This is a genomic window from Staphylococcus cornubiensis (assembly GCF_900183575.1).
GTDB lineage: Bacteria > Bacillota > Bacilli > Staphylococcales > Staphylococcaceae > Staphylococcus > Staphylococcus cornubiensis.
Genome location: NZ_FXUZ01000001.1, coordinates 173,164 through 198,986, shown reverse-complemented (window position 1 = coordinate 198,986; position 25,823 = coordinate 173,164). Strand labels below are relative to the sequence as shown.

General features: G+C 36.5%; 22 protein-coding genes, 1 riboswitch and 1 other annotated feature. All 22 genes read right to left on the bottom strand.

The window, feature by feature from the left end:
- Nucleotide 1: 1 nt before the first annotated feature.
- Nucleotides 2-931 carry a hydroxymethylbilane synthase gene (gene hemC / locus CCE82_RS01060; protein ID WP_086427590.1) on the bottom strand — a complete coding sequence of 310 codons (930 nt, stop codon included), beginning with the start codon at nucleotides 929-931 and terminating at the stop codon, nucleotides 2-4.
- Nucleotides 932-956: 25 nt separating this feature from the next.
- Nucleotides 957-1,793, bottom strand: a complete 837-nt coding sequence (locus CCE82_RS01055; protein WP_086427589.1) for a cytochrome C assembly family protein — start codon at nucleotides 1,791-1,793, stop codon at nucleotides 957-959.
- A 14-nt stretch (nucleotides 1,794-1,807) separates the two neighbouring features.
- A complete protein-coding gene (hemA, locus tag CCE82_RS01050) occupies nucleotides 1,808-3,148 on the bottom strand; it encodes a glutamyl-tRNA reductase (RefSeq protein ID WP_086427588.1) in 1,341 nt (446 codons plus the stop codon).
- Nucleotides 3,149-3,302: 154 nt separating this feature from the next.
- The gene (gene yihA / locus CCE82_RS01045) at nucleotides 3,303-3,899 is read right to left on the bottom strand and encodes a ribosome biogenesis GTP-binding protein YihA/YsxC (RefSeq protein WP_086427587.1); all 597 of its coding nucleotides are present in this window, start codon (nucleotides 3,897-3,899) and stop codon (nucleotides 3,303-3,305) included.
- Between the two features lie 239 nt (nucleotides 3,900-4,138).
- The gene (gene clpX, locus CCE82_RS01040; protein WP_086427586.1) at nucleotides 4,139-5,401 is read right to left on the bottom strand and encodes an ATP-dependent Clp protease ATP-binding subunit ClpX; all 1,263 of its coding nucleotides are present in this window, start codon (nucleotides 5,399-5,401) and stop codon (nucleotides 4,139-4,141) included.
- A gap of 601 nt (nucleotides 5,402-6,002) precedes the next feature.
- The gene (tig, locus tag CCE82_RS01035; RefSeq protein WP_086427585.1) at nucleotides 6,003-7,316 is read right to left on the bottom strand and encodes a trigger factor; all 1,314 of its coding nucleotides are present in this window, start codon (nucleotides 7,314-7,316) and stop codon (nucleotides 6,003-6,005) included.
- Nucleotides 7,317-7,403: 87 nt separating this feature from the next.
- Entirely contained in the window at nucleotides 7,404-8,327 is a 924-nt protein-coding gene (locus tag CCE82_RS01030; RefSeq protein ID WP_086427584.1) for a hypothetical protein, read from the bottom strand.
- Between the two features lie 9 nt (nucleotides 8,328-8,336).
- Nucleotides 8,337-8,948, bottom strand: a complete 612-nt coding sequence (locus tag CCE82_RS01025) for an NUDIX domain-containing protein (protein ID WP_086427583.1) — start codon at nucleotides 8,946-8,948, stop codon at nucleotides 8,337-8,339.
- Between the two features lie 109 nt (nucleotides 8,949-9,057).
- Nucleotides 9,058-9,414: a 50S ribosomal protein L20 gene (gene rplT / locus CCE82_RS01020; RefSeq protein WP_016425302.1), complete on the bottom strand. Its 357-nt coding sequence runs from the start codon at nucleotides 9,412-9,414 to the stop codon at nucleotides 9,058-9,060.
- A gap of 71 nt (nucleotides 9,415-9,485) precedes the next feature.
- Nucleotides 9,486-9,686: a 50S ribosomal protein L35 gene (rpmI, locus tag CCE82_RS01015; RefSeq protein ID WP_014613694.1), complete on the bottom strand. Its 201-nt coding sequence runs from the start codon at nucleotides 9,684-9,686 to the stop codon at nucleotides 9,486-9,488.
- A 26-nt stretch (nucleotides 9,687-9,712) separates the two neighbouring features.
- On the bottom strand, nucleotides 9,713-10,240 hold the full coding sequence (infC, locus tag CCE82_RS01010; RefSeq protein WP_167370949.1) for a translation initiation factor IF-3: 528 nt from the start codon (nucleotides 10,238-10,240) through the stop codon (nucleotides 9,713-9,715).
- A gap of 24 nt (nucleotides 10,241-10,264) precedes the next feature.
- Nucleotides 10,265-10,402, bottom strand: a sequence feature (ribosomal protein L20 leader region).
- 41 nt (nucleotides 10,403-10,443) lie between these two features.
- Complete coding sequence (locus tag CCE82_RS01005; RefSeq protein ID WP_086427581.1) at nucleotides 10,444-11,952, bottom strand: amino acid permease; 1,509 nt, start codon at nucleotides 11,950-11,952, stop codon at nucleotides 10,444-10,446.
- Nucleotides 11,953-12,084: 132 nt separating this feature from the next.
- A riboswitch (Lysine riboswitch) is annotated at nucleotides 12,085-12,257 on the bottom strand.
- 60 nt (nucleotides 12,258-12,317) lie between these two features.
- Nucleotides 12,318-14,255: a threonine--tRNA ligase gene (thrS, locus tag CCE82_RS01000; protein ID WP_086427580.1), complete on the bottom strand. Its 1,938-nt coding sequence runs from the start codon at nucleotides 14,253-14,255 to the stop codon at nucleotides 12,318-12,320.
- A gap of 319 nt (nucleotides 14,256-14,574) precedes the next feature.
- The gene (gene dnaI / locus CCE82_RS00995) at nucleotides 14,575-15,498 is read right to left on the bottom strand and encodes a primosomal protein DnaI (RefSeq protein WP_086427579.1); all 924 of its coding nucleotides are present in this window, start codon (nucleotides 15,496-15,498) and stop codon (nucleotides 14,575-14,577) included.
- Complete coding sequence (locus CCE82_RS00990) at nucleotides 15,498-16,874, bottom strand: replication initiation and membrane attachment family protein (RefSeq protein WP_086427578.1); 1,377 nt, start codon at nucleotides 16,872-16,874, stop codon at nucleotides 15,498-15,500. The genes dnaI and CCE82_RS00990 overlap by 1 nt, the downstream gene beginning before the upstream one ends.
- A 3-nt stretch (nucleotides 16,875-16,877) precedes the next feature.
- A complete protein-coding gene (gene nrdR, locus CCE82_RS00985) occupies nucleotides 16,878-17,345 on the bottom strand; it encodes a transcriptional regulator NrdR (RefSeq protein WP_019165113.1) in 468 nt (155 codons plus the stop codon).
- Nucleotides 17,346-17,575: 230 nt separating this feature from the next.
- Complete coding sequence (locus CCE82_RS00980; protein ID WP_086427577.1) at nucleotides 17,576-18,592, bottom strand: glyceraldehyde-3-phosphate dehydrogenase; 1,017 nt, start codon at nucleotides 18,590-18,592, stop codon at nucleotides 17,576-17,578.
- Between the two features lie 200 nt (nucleotides 18,593-18,792).
- A complete protein-coding gene (coaE, locus tag CCE82_RS00975) occupies nucleotides 18,793-19,413 on the bottom strand; it encodes a dephospho-CoA kinase (protein ID WP_086427576.1) in 621 nt (206 codons plus the stop codon).
- 4 nt (nucleotides 19,414-19,417) lie between these two features.
- Nucleotides 19,418-20,299 (bottom strand): bifunctional DNA-formamidopyrimidine glycosylase/DNA-(apurinic or apyrimidinic site) lyase, encoded by an 882-nt coding sequence (gene mutM / locus CCE82_RS00970; RefSeq protein WP_086427575.1) that lies wholly within the window; start codon nucleotides 20,297-20,299, stop codon nucleotides 19,418-19,420.
- A gap of 19 nt (nucleotides 20,300-20,318) precedes the next feature.
- A complete protein-coding gene (polA, locus tag CCE82_RS00965) occupies nucleotides 20,319-22,946 on the bottom strand; it encodes a DNA polymerase I (RefSeq protein ID WP_086427574.1) in 2,628 nt (875 codons plus the stop codon).
- A 273-nt stretch (nucleotides 22,947-23,219) separates the two neighbouring features.
- Entirely contained in the window at nucleotides 23,220-24,920 is a 1,701-nt protein-coding gene (gene pnpS, locus CCE82_RS00960; protein WP_086427573.1) for a two-component system histidine kinase PnpS, read from the bottom strand.
- Entirely contained in the window at nucleotides 24,921-25,625 is a 705-nt protein-coding gene (locus tag CCE82_RS00955) for a response regulator transcription factor (protein WP_086427572.1), read from the bottom strand. It abuts the gene before it with no gap.
- Nucleotides 25,626-25,823 lie beyond the last annotated feature (198 nt).

Below are 25,823 nucleotides of genomic sequence, written 5' to 3'. Positions count from 1 at the left end.
TTTACACCTCTTTTTCATTTAAAGCTTGAATAATTTTATCCGCACCTTGGGACTTGAGCACTCGACTCACTTCACTACCTACTTCAACCGGATCCTGTCCTGAAAATGTATACTCAAATCGTTGTTTACCATCAGGAGACATGATTAAACCAGTAAATTGAACCTCTGCATTATTTGAACGCGTTGCATACCCGCCAATAGGAACTTGACAACTGCCATTCATTTCTTTTAAAAATGTACGCTCTGCTGTGACACATGCTGCGACATCTTCATTATGTACTTTTGCTAATAATTTTAACAGTTCTTCATCATCAGCACGACACTCTATACCGAGCGCACCTTGACCAATAGCTGGTACGAGAAGATTTTCATCTAAATAAGTTGTGACAATATCATCAGACCAACCCATTCGCTTCAAACCCGCTGCCGCTAAAATAATCGCATCATAATCTTCGGTTTCTAACTTTTTCAAGCGTGTATCAATATTTCCTCGTATCCATTTAATTTCTAGGTTTGGATATTTTGCCAAAATTTGTGCACCACGTCTTAATGAACTCGTTCCAATGATGCTCCCATCAGGAAGTTCGTCAAGTGGAATATGGTTTTTGGAAATCAAAGCATCAAATGGATTTTCGCGGTCAGGAATACATCCTAAAGTTAAGCCTTCAGGTAATTCACTTGGCACGTCTTTTAAAGAATGAATGGCCATATCAATGTCTCGGCTAAATAGTTCGTTTTGGATTTCCTTCACAAATAACCCTTTGCCACCTACTTTAGATAATTGGCGATCTACAATTTGATCCCCTTTTGTCACAATTTCTTTAATTTCGATATCTAAAGTTGGATCGACTTCTTTTAAACGATCAATAAATTGTTGGCTTTGAGTCAATGCGAGCTGACTTCTTCTCGAGCCGACGATAAGTTTACGCATAGTGCTTTCCTCCAATTAAATTAAGTTAAACTCCTGTCCATTGATGGAATGATGATAATTGAGTAACCACAATTAAATTAATCATACAGCATAAAAATAACATAATATTTAAATTCATTAAAAAAGACTGCTTAAAACGTCGAGTCAATCGTAATGTAATAAAAATAGAATATGCAATAAAAATGATTAGTGATGATATCACTTTTAAATCTAAGAAAATGTCATAGCCAATAGACACCATGCCCCATTGTATTCCAAGCACAAGGCTGATAAACATGAAAATGACGCCAATTAAGGAACTGTAAAACACTAACTTTTCAAGTGTTGCAATACTACTCATTCTAAAGAAATTTTGAGTAAATCGCTTTTCTTTTAAATTTCGATATTGTATTAAGTAAATAATTGCATTCACAAACGCAACTGCAAAAATCACATAACTCAACAAAGCGAGTGAAATGTGGAAAAAAAGCAATTCATTCAACGCTGTAAGACGCGCGCCATCAAGTTTAAATTGACGTGGATGGAATGTATGAATCGTCATAAATACAAAACCAATAACATTTAAAAAAGCAATCATAAATTCAGATTGACGCAACACTGACATCACAAAGGTAATCGTCAAAATCAACCAAGTTAATACATAAAAACTTTCTATTAAAGAGGTTAAAGGGAGTTGCTTTTGCCATGTGATAAACATAGTTAAAGAGATTGTTTGACAAAACCAAACAATCCCTAAAGCATAGAACCCTATATTTTGTAGACGATAATTCTTTTGAAACACATCTATTATCAAACACACCATACTGATTAAATAAATCAATAAAATGATTTCATGAAAACGTATGAAAAACGCTTCTTCCATAGCATCACCGTTCTTTAAGTTTCTATACTCAGTAATCTTTCTTTTAACACAGATCTTTTCTTCTCAATCGCTTGAGCTTTATAATCTGTTTCAACTTCTAAATCAAAAATTTCTTGGAAAAGTGATAATTTTGCATCTGCATGCTTATCATCACTAATTTCTTTTGCTTGTTTAATAGGATCTTTTAACATTTGGTTAATGATGCTCTTCGTATGCTTAGAAATCACTTTTCGTTCGCGCTCCGACATATTAGGGAGTTTACGGTTAATACTATCCATCGTATCTTGTTGAATTTGCATTGCTTTTTCACGTAACGCACGAATAACTGGTACGACGCCGAGCATGCGCACCCATTCATTATGCTTGTCGATCTCTGCTGGAATACGTGATGCAATTTGTTCCGCAGCAAGTTGACGTTCGCGTAAGTTGGCATCAACGAGACCTTTTAAATCGTCTACGTCATAAATAAACAACTCAGAATGCGATACATCAACAGGCTCAATATCTCTTGGTACAGCAATATCAATCATGACTTTTTGAGATGACTTCGAAACGCTTTGGCACATTTCTAACATCTCTTTAGTAATCACAAATTGTTCTGCACTCGTTGAACTAATCACGATATCCGCTGCGACGATAGCCTCTCCAAGCGACGTCCATTCACCAACTTGTACGTCATGTTTGTCAGCTAAAGCTTGTGCACGTGATAATGTTCGGTTAATGACTGTGATACGATTCACACCTGCGCCTTTTAAGTTTAAAACAGCTAATTCAGCCATTTCGCCCGCACCAATGACTAAAGCATGTTTTTTATTCATTTTACCGAACATTTTTTTAGCCAGTTCAACAGCACCATAAGAAACGCTAATTGTATTATCAGCTATATCTGTTTCATGGTGTGCCTTTTTACTAAATGTAATGGCTTGTTTAAATAATTCATTAAAAATCGTACCCGTCGTACCTGCTTCTTGCGCTGTAAAGAATGCATCTCTCATTTGACCTAAAATTTGCGTTTCACCTAATACGATAGAGTCTAAGCCCGCAGTGACTCTGAAAAGATGATCAATTGCTTCGTCTTCAATTTTTACTTCAGACATTGCTTTAATATCATCAACTTCAAAATTAAATTGTCGTGCTAAAAATCTTTGAATATAGTAACGCCCCGTATGAATTTGGTCAACTACCGCATACACTTCCGTACGGTTACACGTTGATAAAATCACGTTTTCTAAAATTGATTTCGTCTCGAACAACGCTTCATGCACGTGTGACATACTCTCTTCTTGGAAAGAAAGTTTTTCACGACATGCCACATCAGCTGTTCGATGATTCACACTAACTGCTATTAAGTACATGCTTATGCCCCCATATATTCTACAATGACTACATTATAACACAGATTAGAGTTATTCTAATTAAAAATGCACAATCGTGTTAAGAATTTTAAACGACTTTCCAAATTTTTGTCATAATTGCTATTGCGCATGAGATTCATCAATCATTAGTGACTCACTCTTCCTCAATAAATGCACTAATGGCAGCCCAAATTTGATCTTGTTTCTTTTTCTCAATTGAAGAGTAACTGATAATCTGATCCCCTGACTCAAGTTCAAGTTTCTCTTTAATCATTTTAATGTGCTTTTGAACTTTGCCTTTAGGGATTTTGTCTTCCTTCGTTGCAATAATAAGTGTTGGAATGTCATAATACTTCAAGAAGTCATACATTAATACATCATCTTCAGTCGGCGGATGACGTAAATCGACTAATTGGATTACCAATTTTAATGCTTCTCTCGTTGTAATATAAGTCTCAATCATTTTCCCAAAAGCTTCACGTTGCTTTTTACTCACTTTCGCATAGCCGTATCCTGGAACGTCTACAAAAATCAACTGATTATCGATATTAAAAAAGTTTAAAGTTTGGGTTTTACCAGGTTGCTGAGACGTTCTTGCCATATTTTTTCGACCTATCATACTGTTTATAAATGTTGATTTGCCCACGTTTGAACGGCCACTTAGTGCAACTTCTGGTAAGTCTAATTCTGGATATTGTTCTGGTTTCACTGCACTAATCAGAATATCCACTTGGTTAGGGTTTATCTTCATCAGTTTATCCACCTCTTTTATGTATCATTGTACTATTTTAAGATTACCTTAACTTCTTAAAGTATTTCAACAAATGATTTATTTGTTTTCTTCGTGTAATGTTAATCATCTTTTTAAATTCAGACATTTGTTCTTTGTATTAACGCCAAATAAAAAGGCTGAGTCATAATCCGACCTGATTACGAAACTCAGCCTTTTATAATTAAGCTGTTCAACCGTTCGATGACTGAACCGTGATCTTATGCAGATGTTTTTGTTGTATTAACAAGATTACCTTCAGCGTCGTAGAGTTCAGGCTCTGTTTCATTCACAATTGTATCTTTTGTGATGACAACTTTAACGACGTTTTCTGTTGAAGGAATGTCATACATAATATCAATTAATGCTTCTTCAATAATTGAACGTAAGCCACGTGCACCTGTTTTTCGTTCAATTGCTTTTTCACTAATTGCTGCTAATGCGTCATCAGTGAATTCTAATGCAACATCGTCTAGTTCAAGCATTTTCGTGTACTGTTTAACAAGCGCGTTTTTAGGTTGTGTTAAAATGTTTTTCAACGCTTCAACATCAAGTGTTTCAAGGTTTGCAACAATCGGAACACGACCGATAAACTCAGGAATCAGACCATAAGTTTGTAAATCTTCTGGACGGATTTGCTCTAATAAACTTGCTTCGTCAAAGTTAGACGCTTCATTACTAGCAAAACCAATTACTTTTTCACCGAGACGACGTTTAATGACTTCATTAATACCATCAAACGCACCACCAAGAATAAATAAGATGTTTGTCGTATCAATTTGAATAAACTCTTGGTTTGGATGTTTACGTCCACCTTGTGGCGGCACACTTGCTGTTGTACCTTCTAAAATTTTAAGCAATGCTTGTTGTACACCTTCACCTGATACGTCTCGTGTAATAGACGTATTTTCAGATTTACGTGCAATCTTATCAATCTCGTCGACGTAAATAATACCTTTTTCTGCTTTATCAATATCAAAATCAGCAGCTTGGATTAAACGTAATAAAATGTTTTCAACGTCCTCACCTACATAACCTGCTTCTGTAAGACTTGTTGCATCCGCAATTGCGAAAGGTACATTTAACGTACGTGCTAATGTTTGTGCTAATAATGTTTTACCGCTACCTGTTGGCCCAATTAAAGCGACATTACTTTTTTGTAATTCAACTTCATCGTCTTTAGGTCCAAGTTGTTGCACACGTTTGTAGTGATTATAAACCGCTACAGCCAATGATTTCTTCGCTTTTTCTTGGCCGATGACATAGCTGTTTAATTGATCCATAATTTCTTTTGGTGTTGGTAATTCAGTGAGTTCTTCTGTTTGTTGTTGATTTAATTCTTCTTCAACGATTTCAGCGCATAGTTCAATACACTCATTACAAATATATACGCCACTACCTGCAACCAATTTTTTAACTTGGTCTTGATCTTTACCACAGAAAGAACATTTTAAGTTTTCTTCATCATCATTGAATTTAAACATACTTTATTACACCCCTGTTCTTTTACGACTATACTAGAAAGCATTCTATTACGCAAATATAGACCATTTCAAGTTTTTTGCATATTGCACAACAACACACAAATGATGTGATATATTGTGTCAACTAGTAAAAGTCATCCTCAACTTCTGTATCTCATCTATTTTAATTCGTAGTGTCTTCATAAAGTTTCATACCAACACGCCTCACCCAACAAAAATATTTACAGTTAAATGTAACTTTGCATGTTGAATGAAATTCCCCAAGCTTGCCGTTAATATACTAAGTGCTTACGACATAAAAATCAAATCATTTGCAAAAATACGATAAGGCAACCTTTTTCATGAGATATTGTCATAAATACTAAGCGGAGTGCGGTTGTTGTCAAATGGCCTTCATTTGATTTCAACAACCCACCCCGGTTGACATCACATTATATTAAAATATTTAGTGTTGAAACAGTTCATTAATAGTTGTGTAGTGGGACCACACATCGTTGTAGTTGATGTGTGGTCCCACGCGTTGACCTTCATTTGATTTTATCGTACAAATGAATAATGAAAGTTTCAATACAACGCATTCCTAATGTATGCGTGATTGTGCTTATGCTTCTTCGTTACCTTCTGAAGCAGCTTCAACTAATTTTGCTTCTTTTACTAATAAGTCAATGACCTTTTTCACACGGACGTCATTTTTAACAAGATCAGTGTTACCAAGTGTTTGCTTAATATCTTCAACAGAGATATTAAATTGTTCGCTCATTGTTTGAAGTTCTTTGTCTACATCTTCATCAGTCACTTCAATGTTTTCTGCGTCAGCAATCGCTGCTAAAGTTAAGTTAGTTTTCACACGTAACTCTGCGTCTTCTTTCATTTGTTCACGTAAATCATCTTCTGATTGACCTGAAATTTGGAAGTAAGTGTTTAAGTCTAAACCTTGTTGTTGGATACGTTGTGCAAATTCGCTCATCATGCGGTCTTGCTCTGTACGTACCATTGCATCAGGAATATCGATTTTAGCATTTTCAGTTGCTAAAGTAATCGCTTCTTCTTTTTGAGCATTTTCAGCATCTGTTTTCTTTTGTTCTTCAAGTTTTTTACGTAAGTTTGCTTTAAATTCATCTACAGTGTTTGCATCAGAATCTAATTCACTTGCAAGCTCATCGTCTAATTCTGGTACTTCTTTCGCTTTGATTTCATTGATTTTTGTTTTAAATACAGCAGGTTTTCCAGCTAATTCTTCTGCATGGTATTCTTCTGGGAATGTCACTTCGACATCTTTTTCTTCCCCAACTTTTAAACCAACAAGTTGTTCTTCGAAACCTGGGATAAACATACCTGAACCGATTTCTAAGTCGTATCCATCAGCTTGGCCACCTTCGAATTGTTCACCGTCAACGTAACCATCAAAGTCTAAGTTAACTGTGTCGCCTTCTTCAACTTGACCGTCTTCTTTAACTACCATATCAGTCATTGCGTCAAGACGTTGTTCTACTGCTTTGTTGAATTCTTCTTCTGTTACTTCGGTATCTTGTTTTTCAATTTCTAAACCTTTGTAGTCACCTAATTCTACTTCAGGTTCAACGATTACAGTTGCATCAAAAGTAAACGGTTTACCTTTTTCGATTTGTGTAACTTCGATTTCAGGTTGGTCTACAGGGTTGATACCTGTTTCTAATACAGCCTCACTGTATGCTTTTGGTAATAAGATGTCTACTGCATCTTGATATAAAGCTTCTACGCCAAAACGTTGTTCGAAAATTTGACGTGGCACTTTCCCTTTACGGAAACCAGGTACGTTAAGTTGTTTCACTACTTTTTTGAAAGCTTGATCTAAAGCTTTATCTACTTCTTCTGCAGGTACGTTTACTTGTAGTAATCCTTCATTACCTTCTTTTTTTTCCCAAGTTGCTGTCATGTATAAAAACCTCCATGATTTATCATTTTTAAAATTTTTCAACTTCTTTATTATAACATAGGTTGACCTTGTTTGAAATAACGAGACCTATGTATTTAACGATTTTATGAGTTTAAATATAACTAAGTGAGATGAATGTACATTGATTTCCTTACCCATTAACTCGTGGAAATATGCAACATACGCTTCACGCCACATCTCTACAGTGCCATATTCTAAAATATTTGCGGGATAAAGTGAAATATTATGTGTATTGAGTAGAATATAGGCTTCATGTACAAGCGATGGCATATCAGATTCCAGCGCCTCAATCACTTCAGGTAATAATTGATCTTTAAAAACGGTTTGTTCAATACCAGTCAGTTCTAAAGGCTTTACTTGAAATTGACGAAAATCTTTATTTACCGTAACGGACTGATTGTATCGAGCAAAACGTAAATATTCAAGCATCAGACTTTGTACACTTGAAACAATAGGCTCATGTGCTAATAAGTAAGCAAACGTCTCGGCGAATTGATACACATTATCGTCAATCAATGCGAGCACTAATTGCGTTTGATCATAGTGACTCAATTCTGTAAATCGTTGCAATCGATGCAGCATATAATCTTGACGTTCTTCCAACTTTGCTTGCGCGCGATTTTTAATAGGCAACAATGTCATTCGCGTTTCATGCGCATTCACTTCATCAAGCACCTGGTCGACCATTTCAACTGTCGCTTTATATTGTTCTAATGCGTACAAACTTTTAATATAATACACGATAAATGTGTCATAAGGCGGAAAACCTTGCATCATTAAAATGTTGGTTTCTTCTTTTAATTCAAGATAAGCGCCTAGTTCCCACAATAATTCACATTTTAATACAGCGAGTTGAGAAGTCAGTTCAAAATGGCGTTCATATTCATTAAATCGGTCATAGGCACGCTCATAATGTTCATTTTCGAATGCTTCTGTCATTTCGTGTATCAACTTTTCTTTGAGTTTAGGGAATGGGATAATATCAGACATCAAACTCACCTATTTCAACTGTTCTAATATTAATGCACTCCATGATTCAAATGCACTTGTATCTTTAATTTGACTTAAAGGTTGCCACTGAATCTTTAACGTATCTGTTTCGCGTACTTCGACATCTTGTTGTTTGACTTTCACCTTAAACACAACGCCGATATGAACTTGACCAACTTCATTATTGTCATCATTTATAAAACCTATAAAGTCAAGTGGCGTTTGTTCATTGATTTCAACGCCAACTTCCTCTTCAAGTTCACGACTCGCATTCGTTTTAATGACTTCATCAATGCGATTTGCTTCAGGCACATCGTTCATATGGCCTCCTACACCGATAGATGAATTGCCATGTAGACGTGCTTCTCCACCACCAGATAAACGTTCATATACGAGTAGTTCATGATGTTCATTTTCGATTAAGCAATAACTAATCAATTGTTTATAACTCGGATCTTCTTCCATATCACCGCGTCTTTTCACTTCATATTGAGAGAGCTTTTCATAAATCTTTTGACTGTTTTCTTCTGTTTGTGCTAAAAAGCCATTAAATGCAAGCGTCTCTTCTTCAAAAAGTATACGACGTGGGACTACAGTAATTTGTTCATCAAATTTAGACATTGTGAGCTCCTTTTATTCGTTTTTTATATCGTAACAAAAGAAATGAATTTTGGTAAAGTCATAATGAAAAAGAGTTGGCGCGTCACAATAGACCCCAACTCTTTCTCTACTATTTTAAAGCTGCTTTCGCTTGGTTTACTAATTCAGCAAATGCTTTCTCATCTGAGATAGCGATTTCTGATAACATTTTACGGTTAATGTCAATACCAGCTTGTTTTAAGCCATTCATTAAACGAGAGTAACTCATGTCATGTTGACGTGCAGCCGCATTGATACGAGTAATCCATAATTTACGGAAATCACGTTTTCTTTGACGACGGTCACGGAATGCATATTGACCTGATTTCATAACTTGTTGTTTTGCAACTTTATATAATGTGCTTTTCGCACCGAAGTAACCTTTAGCTAATTTGATTGTCTTTTTACGACGCGCTCTTGTTACTGTTCCACCTTTAACACGTGGCATAATAAATTCCTCCTTTTATCTCTACGGTATGATCTGTCATACCTCTCATATATTTCGTACTTTTAGAATGATTATTTAACGTATGTTAATAATTGTTTTACGCGTTTTGCATCACTTTTTGATACTAATGAAGCTTTACGTAATTGACGCTTTTGTTTTGTTGATTTGTTAGCGAATAAATGTGAAGTGTAAGCTCTAGAACGTTTAAGTTGACCAGATCCAGTTCTTTTTACACGTTTCGCAGCTCCGCGGTGGGTTTTCATTTTAGGCATGATGTTTTCCTCCTATTATCACTTTTTTATTTTTCATTAATTGGGGCTAACATAAGAAACATTTGGCGACCTTCCATTTTCGGTTTTTGCTCGATTGTTGCAAGGTCTTGACACGCTTCAGCATATCGCTCTAACACGCGTTGTCCAATTTCTTTATGCGTAATCGCACGCCCTCTGAAACGAATTGAAACTTTTACTTTGTCACCTTTCGTTAAAAACTTGCGTCCGTTTTTAAGCTTAGTGTTGAAGTCGTGTTCTTCAATTGTTGGGCTTAAACGGATCTCTTTAACGTTGATGACTTTTTGTTTTTTCTTCATTTCTTTTTCTTTTTTCTGTTGCTCGAATTTGTATTTGCCGTAATCCATAATACGAGCAACTGGTGGTTTAGCATTTGGAGCAACAACGACAACATCCAACCCAAGTCGGTCTGCCATTTCCAATGCTTCATTTTTAGATTTTACACCAATTTGGTCACCATTTTGCCCGATGACACGTAATTCTTTTGCGCGAATCTTTTCGTTAACTTGCGTTTGATCCTTAGCTATGATTGACACCTCCAGAAAGTTTACGAATGGTCCAAGTACGAAAAAAAGCGAGGGTTATTCAACCCCCGCTTCTCACGTCAACATGAACATACACTACATGTTTAATCGTTAACCTGCCAACAGCTTGCTGCGTCGCTACAGGTGAGAAGCGGGTAGCTTCTACTTGGTCCGTTTCGTATTCAACAGATACAATCATACCAACTCAGTGTATATTAGTCAATCTTTTTTTGAAAGTTTTTTTCAACTGTTTTCACATTTGGATCTAAGTTGACGTCTTTTAATGGAATTAATTTTGTTTTATAGCGAACTTTATGATAAATGAAGAACGCTAAAAATACTGGAATACCCATATACGTAATTAAGAAACGATTTAATTCAAAATCGCCGCCCTGAATCAAGTCGACATCTTGTCCGATAATCACAATAATACAAAGTACAGCAGCAAGAATTGGACCGAATGGGAACCACTTTGCTTGATATTTTAACTTATGCACATCGTAATCTTGTGCGGCAAAAGCTTTACGGAAACGATAATGGCTCACCGCAATACCCACCCAAGCAATAAAGCCTGTTAAACCACTTGCTGCAACGATATATTCATATGCATCTCCACTTACATGTTGCAATACGAAAATCAAAACAACGACTAACGCTGTAGATAACATGGATAGCATTGGCGTCCCGTTTTTATTCGTACGGCTGAATGCTTTTGATGCTAGTCCATCTTTACCCATTGAATACAACATACGTGTGCTTGCATACATCCCCGAGTTACCCGCTGATAACACAGATGTTAAGATGACAGCATTCATAAACGAAGCTGCAAACGCAAGCCCCGCATTTTTGAATACGAGTGTAAATGGTGATGTTGCAATATCATCACCGCCACCCATTAATGCAGAAGAGTTGTATGGGATAAGCATTCCGATAATAAAAATGGCTAAAATGTAAAAGAGTAAAATTCTCCAGAACACTTGTTTAATCGCTTTCGGTACGGCACGCTCAGGATTTTCTGACTCACCTGCAGTGATACCAACTAATTCAGTACCTTGGAAAGAGAATCCGGCAACTAAAAATACACCGAATACGACTAATAAGCTACCGCCAAAGCCATCACCTAATATCGGTCCATCCCCTGACGTAAATGTATCAAAGCCCACTGCTTGACCACCCATAATCCCTAAAATTGTAAGTAAACCTACAATTATAAAGATAATGACAGTAGCTACTTTGATGAACGCAAACCAATATTCACTTTCACCATAAACTTGTACTGATAGGGCATTTAAACCAAAAATAATGACCATAAAGAGGCAACTCCATGCCCAAGCAGGTAAAAATTGCAATGGTGCCCAATATTGAATGACCTGTGCAGCTATCGTCACATCGGCTGCTACAGTGATCACCCAGTTGAACCAATAGTTCCACCCTAAAGCAAATCCTAAAGATGGATCGACAAAACGTGTCGCATACGTACTAAAAGAACCTGTGACAGGGAGGTAAGTCGCCATTTCTCCTAATGATGTCATTAAGAAGAAAACCATGATACCGATAATCGCATAACCTAACAGTGCGCCTAAAGGACCTGCATCATGAATGGCACCACCTGATGTCATAAACAATCCAGTTCCAATGGCACCACCAATCGCAATCATCGAAATATGACGATCTTTTAAATGGCGCTGAACTTCATTTTGATTTCCCGTTTTTTCATTACTCATTTTCTTAATCCTTTCCTAATTGCTTAGAGGTTAAGACAAACTGTGTGAAGCTAATTTCATTTTTAAATCAATCTTGTAAAAAATAAAAGCAGTGATGACATCTATGTTGATGCCACCTCTGCTCATTATTTATGAATCGGTAGCACATCACATTTGTGACAGTCTAACGCCTTTCGAACGTTAGCCCAACAAGCACTAGTGATGGCCAATACTTGTTTCGGCAACTTTGCCTTTCGCATGTCGGGGCTTTGTACCATCCTACAACCCAACCGCCTACTCATCAAAATTGCGCCTCTAACTCAATCAAATCGTATTATAAATTGTTTCATTTATTACTATACATGATAGACATGTACCTATCAACATTATCTTTGTTTTTTCAAACGGATTTCATCGACTAAATCCCAAATGAATGTATCTTTTTCAACTGTTTTTTGATCTTTTGAACCATATTGACGGACATTAACTTCATTGTTTTCAAGTTCTTTGTCCCCTACAACAAGTTGGTAAGGAATTTTCTTCATTTGTGCTTCACGGATTTTGTAACCCATTTTTTCATTACGATCATCAATATGCACACGAACACCTTGTGATTTTAATTCGTCGTGAATTTGACGTGCGTAATCGTAATGCAAGTCGTTGTTAACTGGAATGATTTCAACTTGTTGTGGAGCTAACCAAGTTGGAAACGCCCCTTTTGTTTCCTCAGTTAAGAAGGCAACAAAGCGTTCCATTGTTGACACAACACCACGGTGAATGACAACAGGTTGATGATGTTCTCCATCTTTACCAATGTATGTGAGTTCAAACTTTTTCGGTAATAAGAAGTCAAGTTGTGCTGTAGATAATGTTTCTTCTTTACCCATCGCTGTTTTTACTTGAACATCCAATTTAGGGCCGTAGAACGCCGCTTCACCAATCGCTTCTTCATACGGTAAACCAAGTTCATCGACAGCTTCTTTTAACATTGCTTCAGCAGTGTTCCACATATCGTCGTCGTCATAATATTTTTCTTTATCCTCTTTATCACGATAACTTAAACGGAATTTATAATCTTCAAAGCCAAAGTCTTCATAGACATCTAAAATCATTTGAACGACACGTTTGAACTCTTCTTTAATTTGATCTGGTCGTACGAAGATATGTGCATCGTTTAAAGTCATCCCGCGCACACGCTGTAAACCAGATACGGCACCACTTGCTTCATAACGGTGCATTGTACCTAGCTCGGCAATACGAATTGGAAGCTCACGATATGAGTGTGGCTTGTTCGCATAAATCATCATATGGTGTGGACAGTTCATCGGTCTCAGTACCATCGCTTCATCCGCATCCATTTCCATTGTTGGGAACATATCTTCTTGGTAATGATCCCAATGACCTGATGTTTTGTACAATTCAACATTAGCCATCACTGGTGTATAGACATGGTCATAACCGAGGCTAATTTCTTTGTCTACAATATAACGTTCGATTTCACGACGAATTGTTGCACCATTTGGCAACCATAAAGGTAAGCCTGCACCGACCAGTTGATTGTTTGTAAATAATTCCATTTCTTTACCAATACGACGGTGGTCACGTTCTTTACGCTCTTCTAACAATTGAAGGTGTGCTTTTAAGTCTTTTTTGTCGAAGAAAGCAGTACCGTAAATTCGTTGCAGCATTTTATTATTACTATCTCCACGCCAATAAGCACCCGCTGTTGATAATAATTTAAACGCTTTAATTTTAGAAGTACTTGGCACGTGCACACCACGACATAAATCAGTAAACTCACCTTGGCTGTACAATGTCACTTGCTCATCTTCAGGAATCGCATCAATTAACTCCAATTTATATGGATCGTTGGCAAAAATGGATTTCGCTTCATCTCTCGATACAACTTGACGTTCAATTTTGTGATTCTCTTCAATAATTTGTTTCATTGTCTTTTCAATTTTTTCAAAGTCATCACTTGAAACTTTTTCATCCATATCAAAGTCATAGTAAAAACCATCCTCAATGACTGGACCGACACCAAATTTCACATCGCCATACAAACGTTTTAACGCTTGTGCCATTAAATGTGCTGTCGAATGACGCAACACTTCTAACGCTTCGTCACTTCCTGGTGTCACAATCTCCAGTGCACCATCTTCTTCTAATGGACGAGTTAAGTCGACCAATTGTTGATTGTATTTCCCTGCAACCGCTTTTTTACGTAATCCCGGACTAATGGATTGCGCAATTTCTTCTGTTGTTGTGCCCTTTTCAAACGCCTTTTCATTACCATCTGGGAACTGCACTTTAATTTCTGCCATAATAATCCTCCATTTCACATCATTTTTGCTTAAAATTGAAGAAAATAAAAAACCCCATCCCAATAAAAGGGACGAGGTTTCGCGTTACCACCCTAATTTGTCACAAACCTATCCTGTGACATCTCTACATAAGATAACGGTCTTGAGCCGGGCATTCATTACAAATACCATTTATCAATAGAGGGAGTAACATCGATGACTATGCACTACATTCTCAATCACAGTAGTTCCCTGTACCATAGCGATATCGATATCATATCCTCAAACTTTAGCAACATTATTGATTTATATACATATTATAACGCTAATTTTAAAATTTTCAATGCTTACGATAATTTTCGCCTTCAAGTAAATACGGAGTACTTAAAGTTTTCACACGTTCCATAATACGTTTGGCTTTCATTCGATCGACACCATTTTTCGTATCAGCTAAATGGGTTTCTAATTCTTCCAAATTCATATTTGAACTGAAAAATGTTGGGAGTTCTTGAATCATACGGTAATGCAATATCGGACCGAGGACCTCATCACGTACCCAAGGCGTCATATCTTCAGCGCCTAAATCATCTAAAAATAATACGCGCGCTTCACGAACTTGTTCAATTCGTTTTGCAGTCGTACCATCTTTAAAACCGTTTTTCAATGTTCGAATAAATTCTGGCACATAAATAATCATTGAAGGGACACGATTATTTTTCAATTCATTCGCAATTGCACCTAAAATAAATGACTTCCCTGTACCAAACTCACCATACAAATAAAACCCTTTAACCGGACGCTTTTCAATAATCGCATCAATTAAATCATCTAGTTGCATCGCTAAATCCAAACGATTGCGTCGCGTCATATAAATATCTTTAATTTTGGCATTTAAAGTATCTGGATGCATATGAAAAGAGGTAATCATACTTTTCGCATTTTGTTCCTCATCATGCCGAATCTTACATGGGCAAGGCTTATAACGAATTTTAATGTGCTGTTGATCGATATATAGTTCTGGAATGTGACCTTTCACAAAGTTAGGACAGTTTTCATACGTATGTGTCCCGTCATAACGCTTTTGTTGATCTTTATATTCCTGCAAAATGTTCAAGTCTTCCTCGATCATTCGATTCGTGACTTCAGATTGATGTGCTGTTAAAAATGCTTTGACATCAGGGTCTGCTAACACTTGCTTTTTAATTTGTTGAATTTTTTGTTCAAAAGCATGATTGCCACCTACAATACTATTAAAACTTTTCATTAATCTTCACCCGCCCTTCTTTTTTGTTCTAGTTTTTTCAAGAACGCAGCACGATCTTTTTCTAATGCTTCCTGATCTTCTTCTTTTTGCTCGTATTCTTCTGGATGCGTCACCCAACGCGGCTGTTTTTCTGCTTTGTTACGATATTTGCCGGTTCCGTTTTGCGTATAACCTTCCATACGTTTTTGTTTCGCTTGTTCTTGATTCTTTTGAATTTCCATTGCCTTTTCATATGCAGAACGTGCATCTGTCACACCGCTTTTCTTCCATGTTGACGCAACGGAATAGACATATTTTTCTGGAAGATTATTATCTGTTTTTTGCATTACATATTGCAACAATATATTAATAACACCAAAATTAAAGCCTTCTCGCTGCATAAGCTCTTCCACCATGTCTTTTTGATAACGTGGGGGCTCAGAACCTCCATATGCTGTTAACATCACAATTGGACTCGTCTGATCCATTAAAGCGAACCACTCATCCCAATTTGTCACTTCATCATCTTGTGTTTCTGTTGTTTGTTCTAAAGAGGAAGCAACAGTCGCTTGTGGTTGTAAAGATGGCAATTCTTGTTGGTGTTCCATTAAATAATAACTTTGTGCTTGTTTACGTAAATCTTTAACAGATAAAGACTGATCTGCATTGAGCGACTTTAAAATAATCGTTTTCATCACATCTGGTGATAAACGATACAGTGTCGCTAACTGGACAATAAGCGATTTTGTCGGCTCTGACAAAATAGTTTGACTGATATAATGCGTCTGCAACATATCTGCTAACAATTCAAAATCAAACGTCACATCTGTTAAATCAACACCTTGATATTGCGCTGCGTTAAGCTCTACGTCTGATGGCACTATTTGTTGCTTAGGTACCTTAAACACATCCGTAAACTTTTTCGTTACATTTGAAAACCCTGTCAAATCTTGTTTAACTGGCATAAAATGTTTTTTTAACGCGTGATAACGTTCTTGCCCTACAACTTGATAAAAATAAATCGACAACATCGGATCATTGAAAAAACGTTCTGGTGTTGGTGGTGGTATCAGTTCATACACAAATTGTGTCGTATTTTCAGATTGACGCACAAAAGTTTTTAACAAACCTATGCCTTCCAACAAATCTAAAAACTCTCTAAAACGACTTAAACTCAACTTTAATTCCGACATAATAGTGTAATGTGTAAACCCTTGGTCGAACGTAGCAGACTCAAATTGATTCAAAAATTGATAAACTCCAATTGCTTCAGCACCAATAAGCGGTGTGAACAATCGATTCAAAATATCATAATGGACTGAATGATATTGAAATTGACGCATTACGATAAATCCGTCATGCGGACTTAAATGATTTTGATACATAAATTGATTCATTCGTTATTCACTCCGCTTATTTTCTTTCAATATCCCTTGCATAGATTGTAATAATTGATCAACATCTTTAAATTCACGGTATACAGATGCAAAACGAACATAAGAAACTTGGTCGACATGCATCAATAAATCCATCACATATTCTCCAATATCTCTTGAGGACACTTCCGCAATGCCCTCTTCACGTAATTTCCATTCGACTTGATTCGTAATTTCTTCGAGCTGTTGAAAACGTACAGGCCGCTTTTCACAAGAGCGCACTAAACCATTTAATATTTTTTCTCGATTAAACTGTTCGCGTGTACCATCTTTTTTTACGACGATCAGTGGACTCATTTCTATATGTTCAAAAGTAGTGAAACGTGTACCACAATTGTCACATTCACGTCTTCTTCTAATTGCATTCATATCATCTGCATGTCTCGAATCCACAACTCGAGATTGGGTATGATTGCATTTTGGACATTTCACGACTTTGTCACCTTCTTAGTCATAGTTTTTGTTTCATTATACTATGAAACGACATGATTTCAAAAGTTAGCATACATAAGTCCAACTATCAATATGTATATCAATCAGCCCTTGAATGAAAAACTTTTTATCAAAATGCGACTATCGTTCTTATTGAATAAAAGCCGAAAAAATTTCAATTCAACTAAAAAAGCCGATGATTCATTGTTCATCGACTTTTTATGCGTGATTTATTGTGTCACTTTACTAGGGATTTGAGCAGCAATTTGTTGTAAGACGTCGACTACTCTTGTTGAATAACCCCATTCATTGTCATACCAAGCGAGTACTTTGACTTTGCGGTCTCCCATGACGATAGTTGAAGGTGTATCGACAATAGCTGAATGTGCATCAGTTGTAAAATCATCAGACACTAATGGTTCATCAGACACAGCGACCACACCATTTAAGTCATTCTCTTTAAATAATTGGTTCACTTCTTCTTTAGTCACAGATTGTTTTAAATCAACGACCAAGTCAACGAGTGAAACATTTTTTGTTGGCACACGTAACGCCATGCCATGCATTTTACCCTCAAGTTCAGGTAAAACGAGTGCGAGTGCTTTCGCTGCGCCAGTTGATGTCGGAATAATACTTTCAAAAGCAGCACGTGCACGACGCAAATCTTTGTGTGGATTATCTAAATTGTTTTGATCGTTTGTAACTGCATGCACTGTTGTCATTAAGCCATTTTCGATACCAAAACGATCATTTAAAAGTTTTGCAATCGGTGCTAAACAGTTCGTTGTACATGACGCATTACTAAAAATATCGTAGCGTTTCGCATCGATATCTTGATCATTCACACCTTTAACGATTGTTTGTACTTCTCCACCTTTTGAAGGACCCGTTAAAATAACTTTTTTGGCTCCAGCTCGAATGTGGGCATCTGCTTTATCTCCGTGATTAAATTTACCTGTTGCTTCTACAACGATATCAATATCTAATTCTGCCCATGGTAGATTTTCTGGATTACGATCCGATACAAGTTTGATTTTTTTACCGTCCACTTGAATACCATCTTCAATTGGTTCAACTGTTTGATTAAAGCGTCCGTGTGTTGTGTCATACTTGATGAGGTGTGCAATCGTCTCAGGTGGGTAACTTGCATTTATTGCTACAACCTCAATATCTTCTCTATTTAATGCCACTCTTAAAACCATACGGCCAATTCGCCCTAGACCGTTAATCGCAATCTTTGTCGTCATGTTTAAAGCACTCCTTATCAATGTGTTATACTTATATTTAACAGTATATCACAATTGTGATAAATTGAAACCGTTTTCCATCATAATTTTTTATTATTGTCCTTCATTATCAGAATCAATAATAGATAACAAAAATTCAGGAGCTTAGACAGACCTTTGTCCAAACTCCTGAATTTATTTTAATATATAAATTTAACTCATTATGACTCTGAGCCGTCATAGGCTTCCAAAAACCCTTTTTCCACTAAAAGCTGCTCTAAGTTTTGCTTTAACTCCAACTTAGAACCTAAATTATCAATGACGACATCCGCCATGCGACTCTTTTTATCAATGGAAATCTGACTATAAATTCTTGCTTTAGCATCCTCAATAGACAACTGATTACGTGCCATTAAACGATCAATTTGTATCGGCTCAGACGCATAAACGAGCCAAACTTCATCCACTGTGTCTTCTAAATGATTTTCAAATAAAAGCGGAATATCCATAATCACATTGTGACCTTCTGCTAAATATTGATCACGCGCTTCATTCATCATTTTGCCGACGATAGGATGTATGATCGCATTGAGTTGTTTTCTTTTTTCATCATCATAAAAGACTTGTTGCCCCACGTATGCACGATCCATTTCTCCATCCTCATTAATCGCTTCATCACCGAACAATTCTTGTACTTTTTTTAAACCTTCAGTACCTTTTTCAACTGCTTTTCGTGCAGCAACATCTGCGTCGACTATTTTAAAACCATGTATTGCGAGTAATTCTGCCACTGTTGATTTACCAGTGGCAATTCCGCCTGTTAATCCAATGACTTTGGGCATACTTTCACCTGTCCTCACTTTGGCAATTTGGACAAAAATGTGTGTTTCGTCCTGAAATGATAACCGTTTCAATTGCTGATTCGCATTCTGTACAGTGCTTTTGCTTATATACTTTTAAATGATCTTGCATCGTACCTCGTTGACCATCAGCATGTACATAATCCGACACACTTGTCCCACCATTTAAAATACCCATTTCTAAAACTTTTACTACACTATTAAATAACTTTGTCTTTTCTGCGACTGACAAATCTTTAACTTTTTTCTCCGGATGAATTTTTGCATCAAATAGTGCTTCACATGCATAAATATTTCCGCATCCAGATATAACACGGTGATCCAGGATAAAAGGTTTGATTGCTTTATTTATATATTTTTTCTCATGACTTTGAGCAAGATAATGTGCGAGTGCATCCTTTTCGAACGGCTCTGGTGCAATCTCTAAAATAGAAGGATACGCCTCTAAGCTTTCGACATTCCGAATCTCTCCAAATCGGCGAATATCAGAATAAACTAATTTAATACCATTTTCCAATTGAAACACGACTTGCCAATGTTTTCGGAAATTCGGAATCGCAATATCCTCAAGAGATCGAACTACAAAAAATGCACCTGCCATCCCTAAATGGGAAATCAATGTACGCTCACTATTTCCATGTTGAATGTGAAATAAAATGTATTTACTGCGTCGTTGCACATCTGTAATAACATAATCAACGGAATGGGTAATGAAATCATCAAGTCCAATCCCTTTAATAATCGTTTCTTTCCCCTCTAACTTGCCACGTTTTACAGGCTCTGAAAATGAAACATCTGTTATTCTTTGATGCATGATATGGGGTGTAATCCCACGCTTTACATGTTCTACTTCTGGTAATTCTGGCATTTCATGTCATACCTACTTTCTATTTTGCATCATACCATGTTTGGCCATAGTCTGATTCCACACTTAATGGGACATCTAATTGTAATGCATGTGCCATAATATCCTCAACAAATTTGCTGAATGCATCCACTTCATCTTTCGGCACTTCAAAAATCAATTCATCGTGTACTTGTAATAATAATTTGGCTTTAAATGATGTCTGCTGTACTTCGCGGTGGAAATTAACCATCGCTAATTTAATTATATCTGCCGCACTACCTTGAATTGGTGAGTTCATCGCAGTCCGTTCAGCAAACCCGCGCTGATTAAAGTTACGACTCGTAATGTCTGGAATATAGCGACGACGTTTTAACAATGTCTCGACATAACCTTGTTGTTTGGCATCTTGCACAATGTTATCCATATAATCTTTCACACCTGGAAAATGGTTTAAGTAATCATCAATGAATTGTTGTGCTTCTTTACGTGTAATTCCTAAACTTTGACTCAATCCATAATCACTAATGCCATATACGATACCGAAGTTAACTGCTTTCGCTTGACGACGCATTAATGCAGTTACCTCATCAGCAGCGACGTTAAATACTTTCATAGCTGTTGTCGTATGGACGTCTTCATTGTCATTAAACGCTTGTTGTAACGTAGGATCTCCCGTAATATGTGCCAAAACACGCAATTCGATTTGCGAGTAATCTGCCGCAAGAATCACATAATCATCATGCGTCGATTTGAACGCTTTTCGAATTTTGCGCCCTTCTTCTAGTCGGATTGGGATATTTTGCAGGTTCGGGTCCACAGATGAGAGACGGCCGGTTTGTGCAAGTGTTTGATTAAAGCGTGTATGGATGCGTCCGTCTTCCCAAATCACTTTTTGTAGCCCTTCAACATATGTCGATTGAAGTTTTGATAACGTACGATAAGTTAATATATTGTCGATAATCGGGTGTGCATTTTGCAATTTTTCGAGTACATCGACTGCTGTTGAATAACCAGTTTTCGTCTTTTTAATGACTGGCAACGCTAACTTTTCGAATAAAATGACCCCGAGTTGTTTAGGTGAATTAATATTAAAATTTTCACCCGCTTGTTCATGAATTGTATCTATTAATTGATCCAACTCTGTTTGAATGACACTTTCCATCTCTTTTAATGTATCTACATCGGTATGAATACCAATATATTCCATTTCACTTAAAATCAATGCAAGGGGTAATTCTAACTCTGAAAGCAATGAGATTTGTTCATGCTCCTCAAGAATCTTCATCATTTGCGGCTGAACGACATGAATCGCATCTAAAATTGAAGCGATATGCTTGTTGAGCACCTCGTCTTCAGGGATATGAAATGACTTGCCTTTACCGTACACAGCAACATCATCTTGTACATATGTTCGTTCAAAATGTGTCATAACTGATTGTACATCATCAATCGTGCGTGAAGGATCAATAATATAACTAGCTAACATCGTATCAAAAACAATATTTTGAATAGCAATGTCTGTACGTTTCATCGCGATATACGTTTTCTTCGCATCATGCACCCATTTTTGAGTGGACGCATCTTCTAACCAAGCGACTAACTCTGGATATTCGGTTACCTTCTCAAAAGGAATCACCACGTAATGTTCACCATCGTATAGTCCAAATTTTAATACATCATCTTTTAAATAATTGGCCCCTGCAACTTCTACATGAATCGCCGCTTCTGACAATTGTTCGAAATCTACAATGGACATATCGTCTGTTGGCGCAAATTCTTGACTCGCTGTTGAAGTATCTGCCTCGACATCAATATTTTCTAACAACTGACGGAATTCTAGTGCTTTGAAAAGCTCAATTTTGGCACTTTCATCAATTTCTTGAGGCAAACGTGTATCTTTGAGTGACACTGTAATCGGACTTTCACAATTAATTGTCGCTAAAGTTTTACTCATTAACGCATCATCACGACTATTTTCAAGTTTTTCTTTCAGTTTTTTACCAGACACTTCTTCTATATGGTCATAAACACCTTCAACTGTTTCAAATTGATTCAACAATTTCATCGCTGTTTTTTCACCAACACCTGCAACACCTGGAATATTATCTGAACTATCCCCCATTAAACCTTTTAAATCTATAATTTGTGACGGCGTAAGCCCATTATATTTTTCGGCAATAAACTCCGGCGTGTAATGATCAACGTCAGTAACCCCTTTTTTCGTATAATAAATCGTGACTTGCTCTGTCGCAAGTTGTGTCAAATCTCGGTCACCTGTAATAATAATCGTTTGCATACCTGCTTGATCCGCTTCACGACTGAGTGTCCCAATAATGTCATCTGCTTCATAGTTTTCAAGTTCATAACGTTGAATTTGGTAAGCATCGATTAATTGGCGAATATACGGAAACTGTTCACTTAATTCAGGTGGTGTTTTTTGACGTCCCCCTTTATAATCTTGATACGTTTCATGTCGAAAAGTCGTTTTTCCTGCGTCGAAAGCTACGAGAAAATGTGTCGGTTGTTCCTCTTTTATAATCTTTTCTAACAAACGTGCAAATCCGTATACTGCATTTGTATGAATACCTGCTTTATTTTTTAACAACGGCAATGCATAAAAAGCTCTAAAACTTAAACTATTACCATCAATTAATATAAGTTTGTCCACGTTTTTCCCTCCATCGTGATTTGTATATATTTTATCATAATCCGTATGTATCATGTCGATTAAGCAAGCATTCTATTTCTGCTTCACGACAGCGAGTGGAATGCCTATTGTACCACAGTCAAAGTCTTACATTTAAAACTTTGCGCTCCAACCTCTAAACACTGCTCAAACTTCATTATAAACGAGCCATCATAAGTCAACATAATTAAAACGAGAACAGTTCAAACGCATTGAATTTACGTTATCACTATTCCCGTTTTGTTCATTTCATATTTATTCTGGTAAAATCACTTTAAATTTCGAACCTTTGCCGAGTTCCGATTCTACTTCAATATTGCCTTGATAAGCTTCTATAATGTGCTTTGTAATAGACAAGCCTAATCCCGTGCCACCAGAGTCTCGACTTCTCGCCTTATCTACACGATAAAATCTTTCAAAAATACGGTACTTTTCTTCTTCGCCTATACCAATCCCTTGATCAATCACTTCAATGACAGGATGCTGATTTTCTCGATATACCGCTAAAGTGACCGTTCGATTTTCAGGAGAATAGTTGACCGCATTAGACATTAAGTTCACAATCACTTGAGAAATTTTATTTTCATCAGCCATCGCCATCACATCAGGTTCAATTCGATCAATTAATTCAATCGATTTTTCATTCGCAAGCGGTTGGATGACTGAAAATGAAGATTTCGCCACATCTGATAAGTCGATCAAATGCTTTTCTAACGTTGTGTTTTGTTCAATTTTCGATAAATCTAATAAATCTTCAACTAAAGATTGGATACGATTGGACTCTTTTAAAATGATGTTTAGGAACATATCTAGAGAAGCTTCATCATTTTTTGCTCCGTCAATGAGTGTTTCAGTAAATCCTTTCATAGACGTAATTGGTGTTTTCAATTCATGTGACACATTTGCTACAAATTCACTACGTAAGTTCTCTAACTTTTTCAATTTTGTTATGTCATGCAAAACGATAACCATCCCTTGTAACGACTTTTTCGTGCGCGATAATATCGGCACACATGACGTATCAAAGAATTTCTGATGAATATGATTAATAAGCACTTCAACTTGTTTGTACATCGTTTTTTCCGTACGAAATCCTTCAACAACAAGCTGCTTAATCGTTGGATGTAAATAGTGCTCATAGTTTTGATTTTCAACATTTGTAGACTCATTAAAAACTTCATAATACGTTTTATTCGCAATAACAATTTGGCCACTTTTATCAATCATTAAAATCGCACTTGGGATGTTTTCAAGCGTCGTAACAAGACGATTACGTTGAATTTTTTGCTCACTATTCAATTGCTCTAGTCGTCTCGCAAGTACATTAATCGTCACGTATAACTCGCGCATCTCTTTCACGCTACTTTCAGGGAGTCTCACCCGGAAATTCCCTTCTGTAAGGAGTGACGCAGCGTAGGACACTTCATTAATCGGTTGAATATAAGTTCGATTAATATAACGTACTGTAAAGAAGATTAACGCTAAAATAATCATCCCGATTAATATTAAATATTTCCAAAATTGAAGTTGCAATTCATAAACCATGTCAAAATGACCCGTAATCAATACCGTCGTATCACCTTGTCGATAACCGAACCAATAATTGCCTTTTTTACCATCTAGTTCATAAATCGGTTGTCTCGTTTCAAGTTGACGTAACAGACTATCTTGACGTTCTGCAATCGAAAGTTCCCGGTCACCCTCAAGCTCCGTCGTTTTATTGTTTTTAATAATTTTAATGTTGCTTTTATAATTATCGGCGAGTTGTTGAATACGACTATTATTACCCTCTTCATAAAAGTCAAGAATGTGTTCGGTATCTTTTACAAGAGATTTCTTTTCGTACTCTACCGTTTTAGTATAAATACTATTATGCACAATAAAGCCTAATAACAGAAAACTTACAACAGTGATTGTTGTAAGTATGATTAAAAGTTTGTGATAAAATTTAATCATTTATTTCGGTCGCTCCAATTTGTAACCGAGTCCACGAACGGTTTTAATAAATTGAGGTTGTTTCGGGTTTTCTTCTAACTTATCGCGCAAATGACTAATATGTACATCAACAATTCGAGAATCACCCGCAAATTCATAGTTCCAAACTGAATTCAACATATGTTCACGCGTAATGACACGACCTTGACGTTCAACTAAGTAAAGTAACAATTCAAATTCTTTCGGTGTTAACTCTAACAACTCATCATTTCGGTAAACTTCGAAAAAGTCCGGACGAATACGAATACTGCCAATCACAATATCTTCATCCTCTTCCTCATGACGAACCGAATCAACAAGCGATGAGCGTCGAAGGATTGCTTTCACACGTGCCACAACTTCTCTTGGCGAAAAAGGTTTCGTCATATAATCGTCAGCGCCAAGTTCTAAACCAAGCACTCGATCAAACTCATCATCTTTTGCAGTTAACATTAAAATAGGTACTTGGTTTTTATCTGAGCGAATCGTTTTACATACTTCAATACCATCCTTTTTCGGTAACATCACATCCAATACAATCAAGTCTGGTTTGGTTTCTTTTTCTTTTTGCAACGCTTCCTCTCCATCTTGAGCCACCTCAACAACATAACCTGATTGTTCGAGGTTGTATTTCAACAAAGTGACAATGGATTGTTCGTCATCAACGACAAGCACTCTTTGAGCCATATATGTACCTCCTTATTATGATTAAGTTCATTATACCTTAAAATAGACTTAAAAATAATATATCATTTAGCATCTTTACAATAACTTAACTTTCGCTTAATAAAATCAAAATAGAGACCGAGAAGGACCTAAAAATTTTTGATGCTATTGATAGCGTATGTATTTAACTTGTTCTCGACCTTAATTTTTATAGTTTTT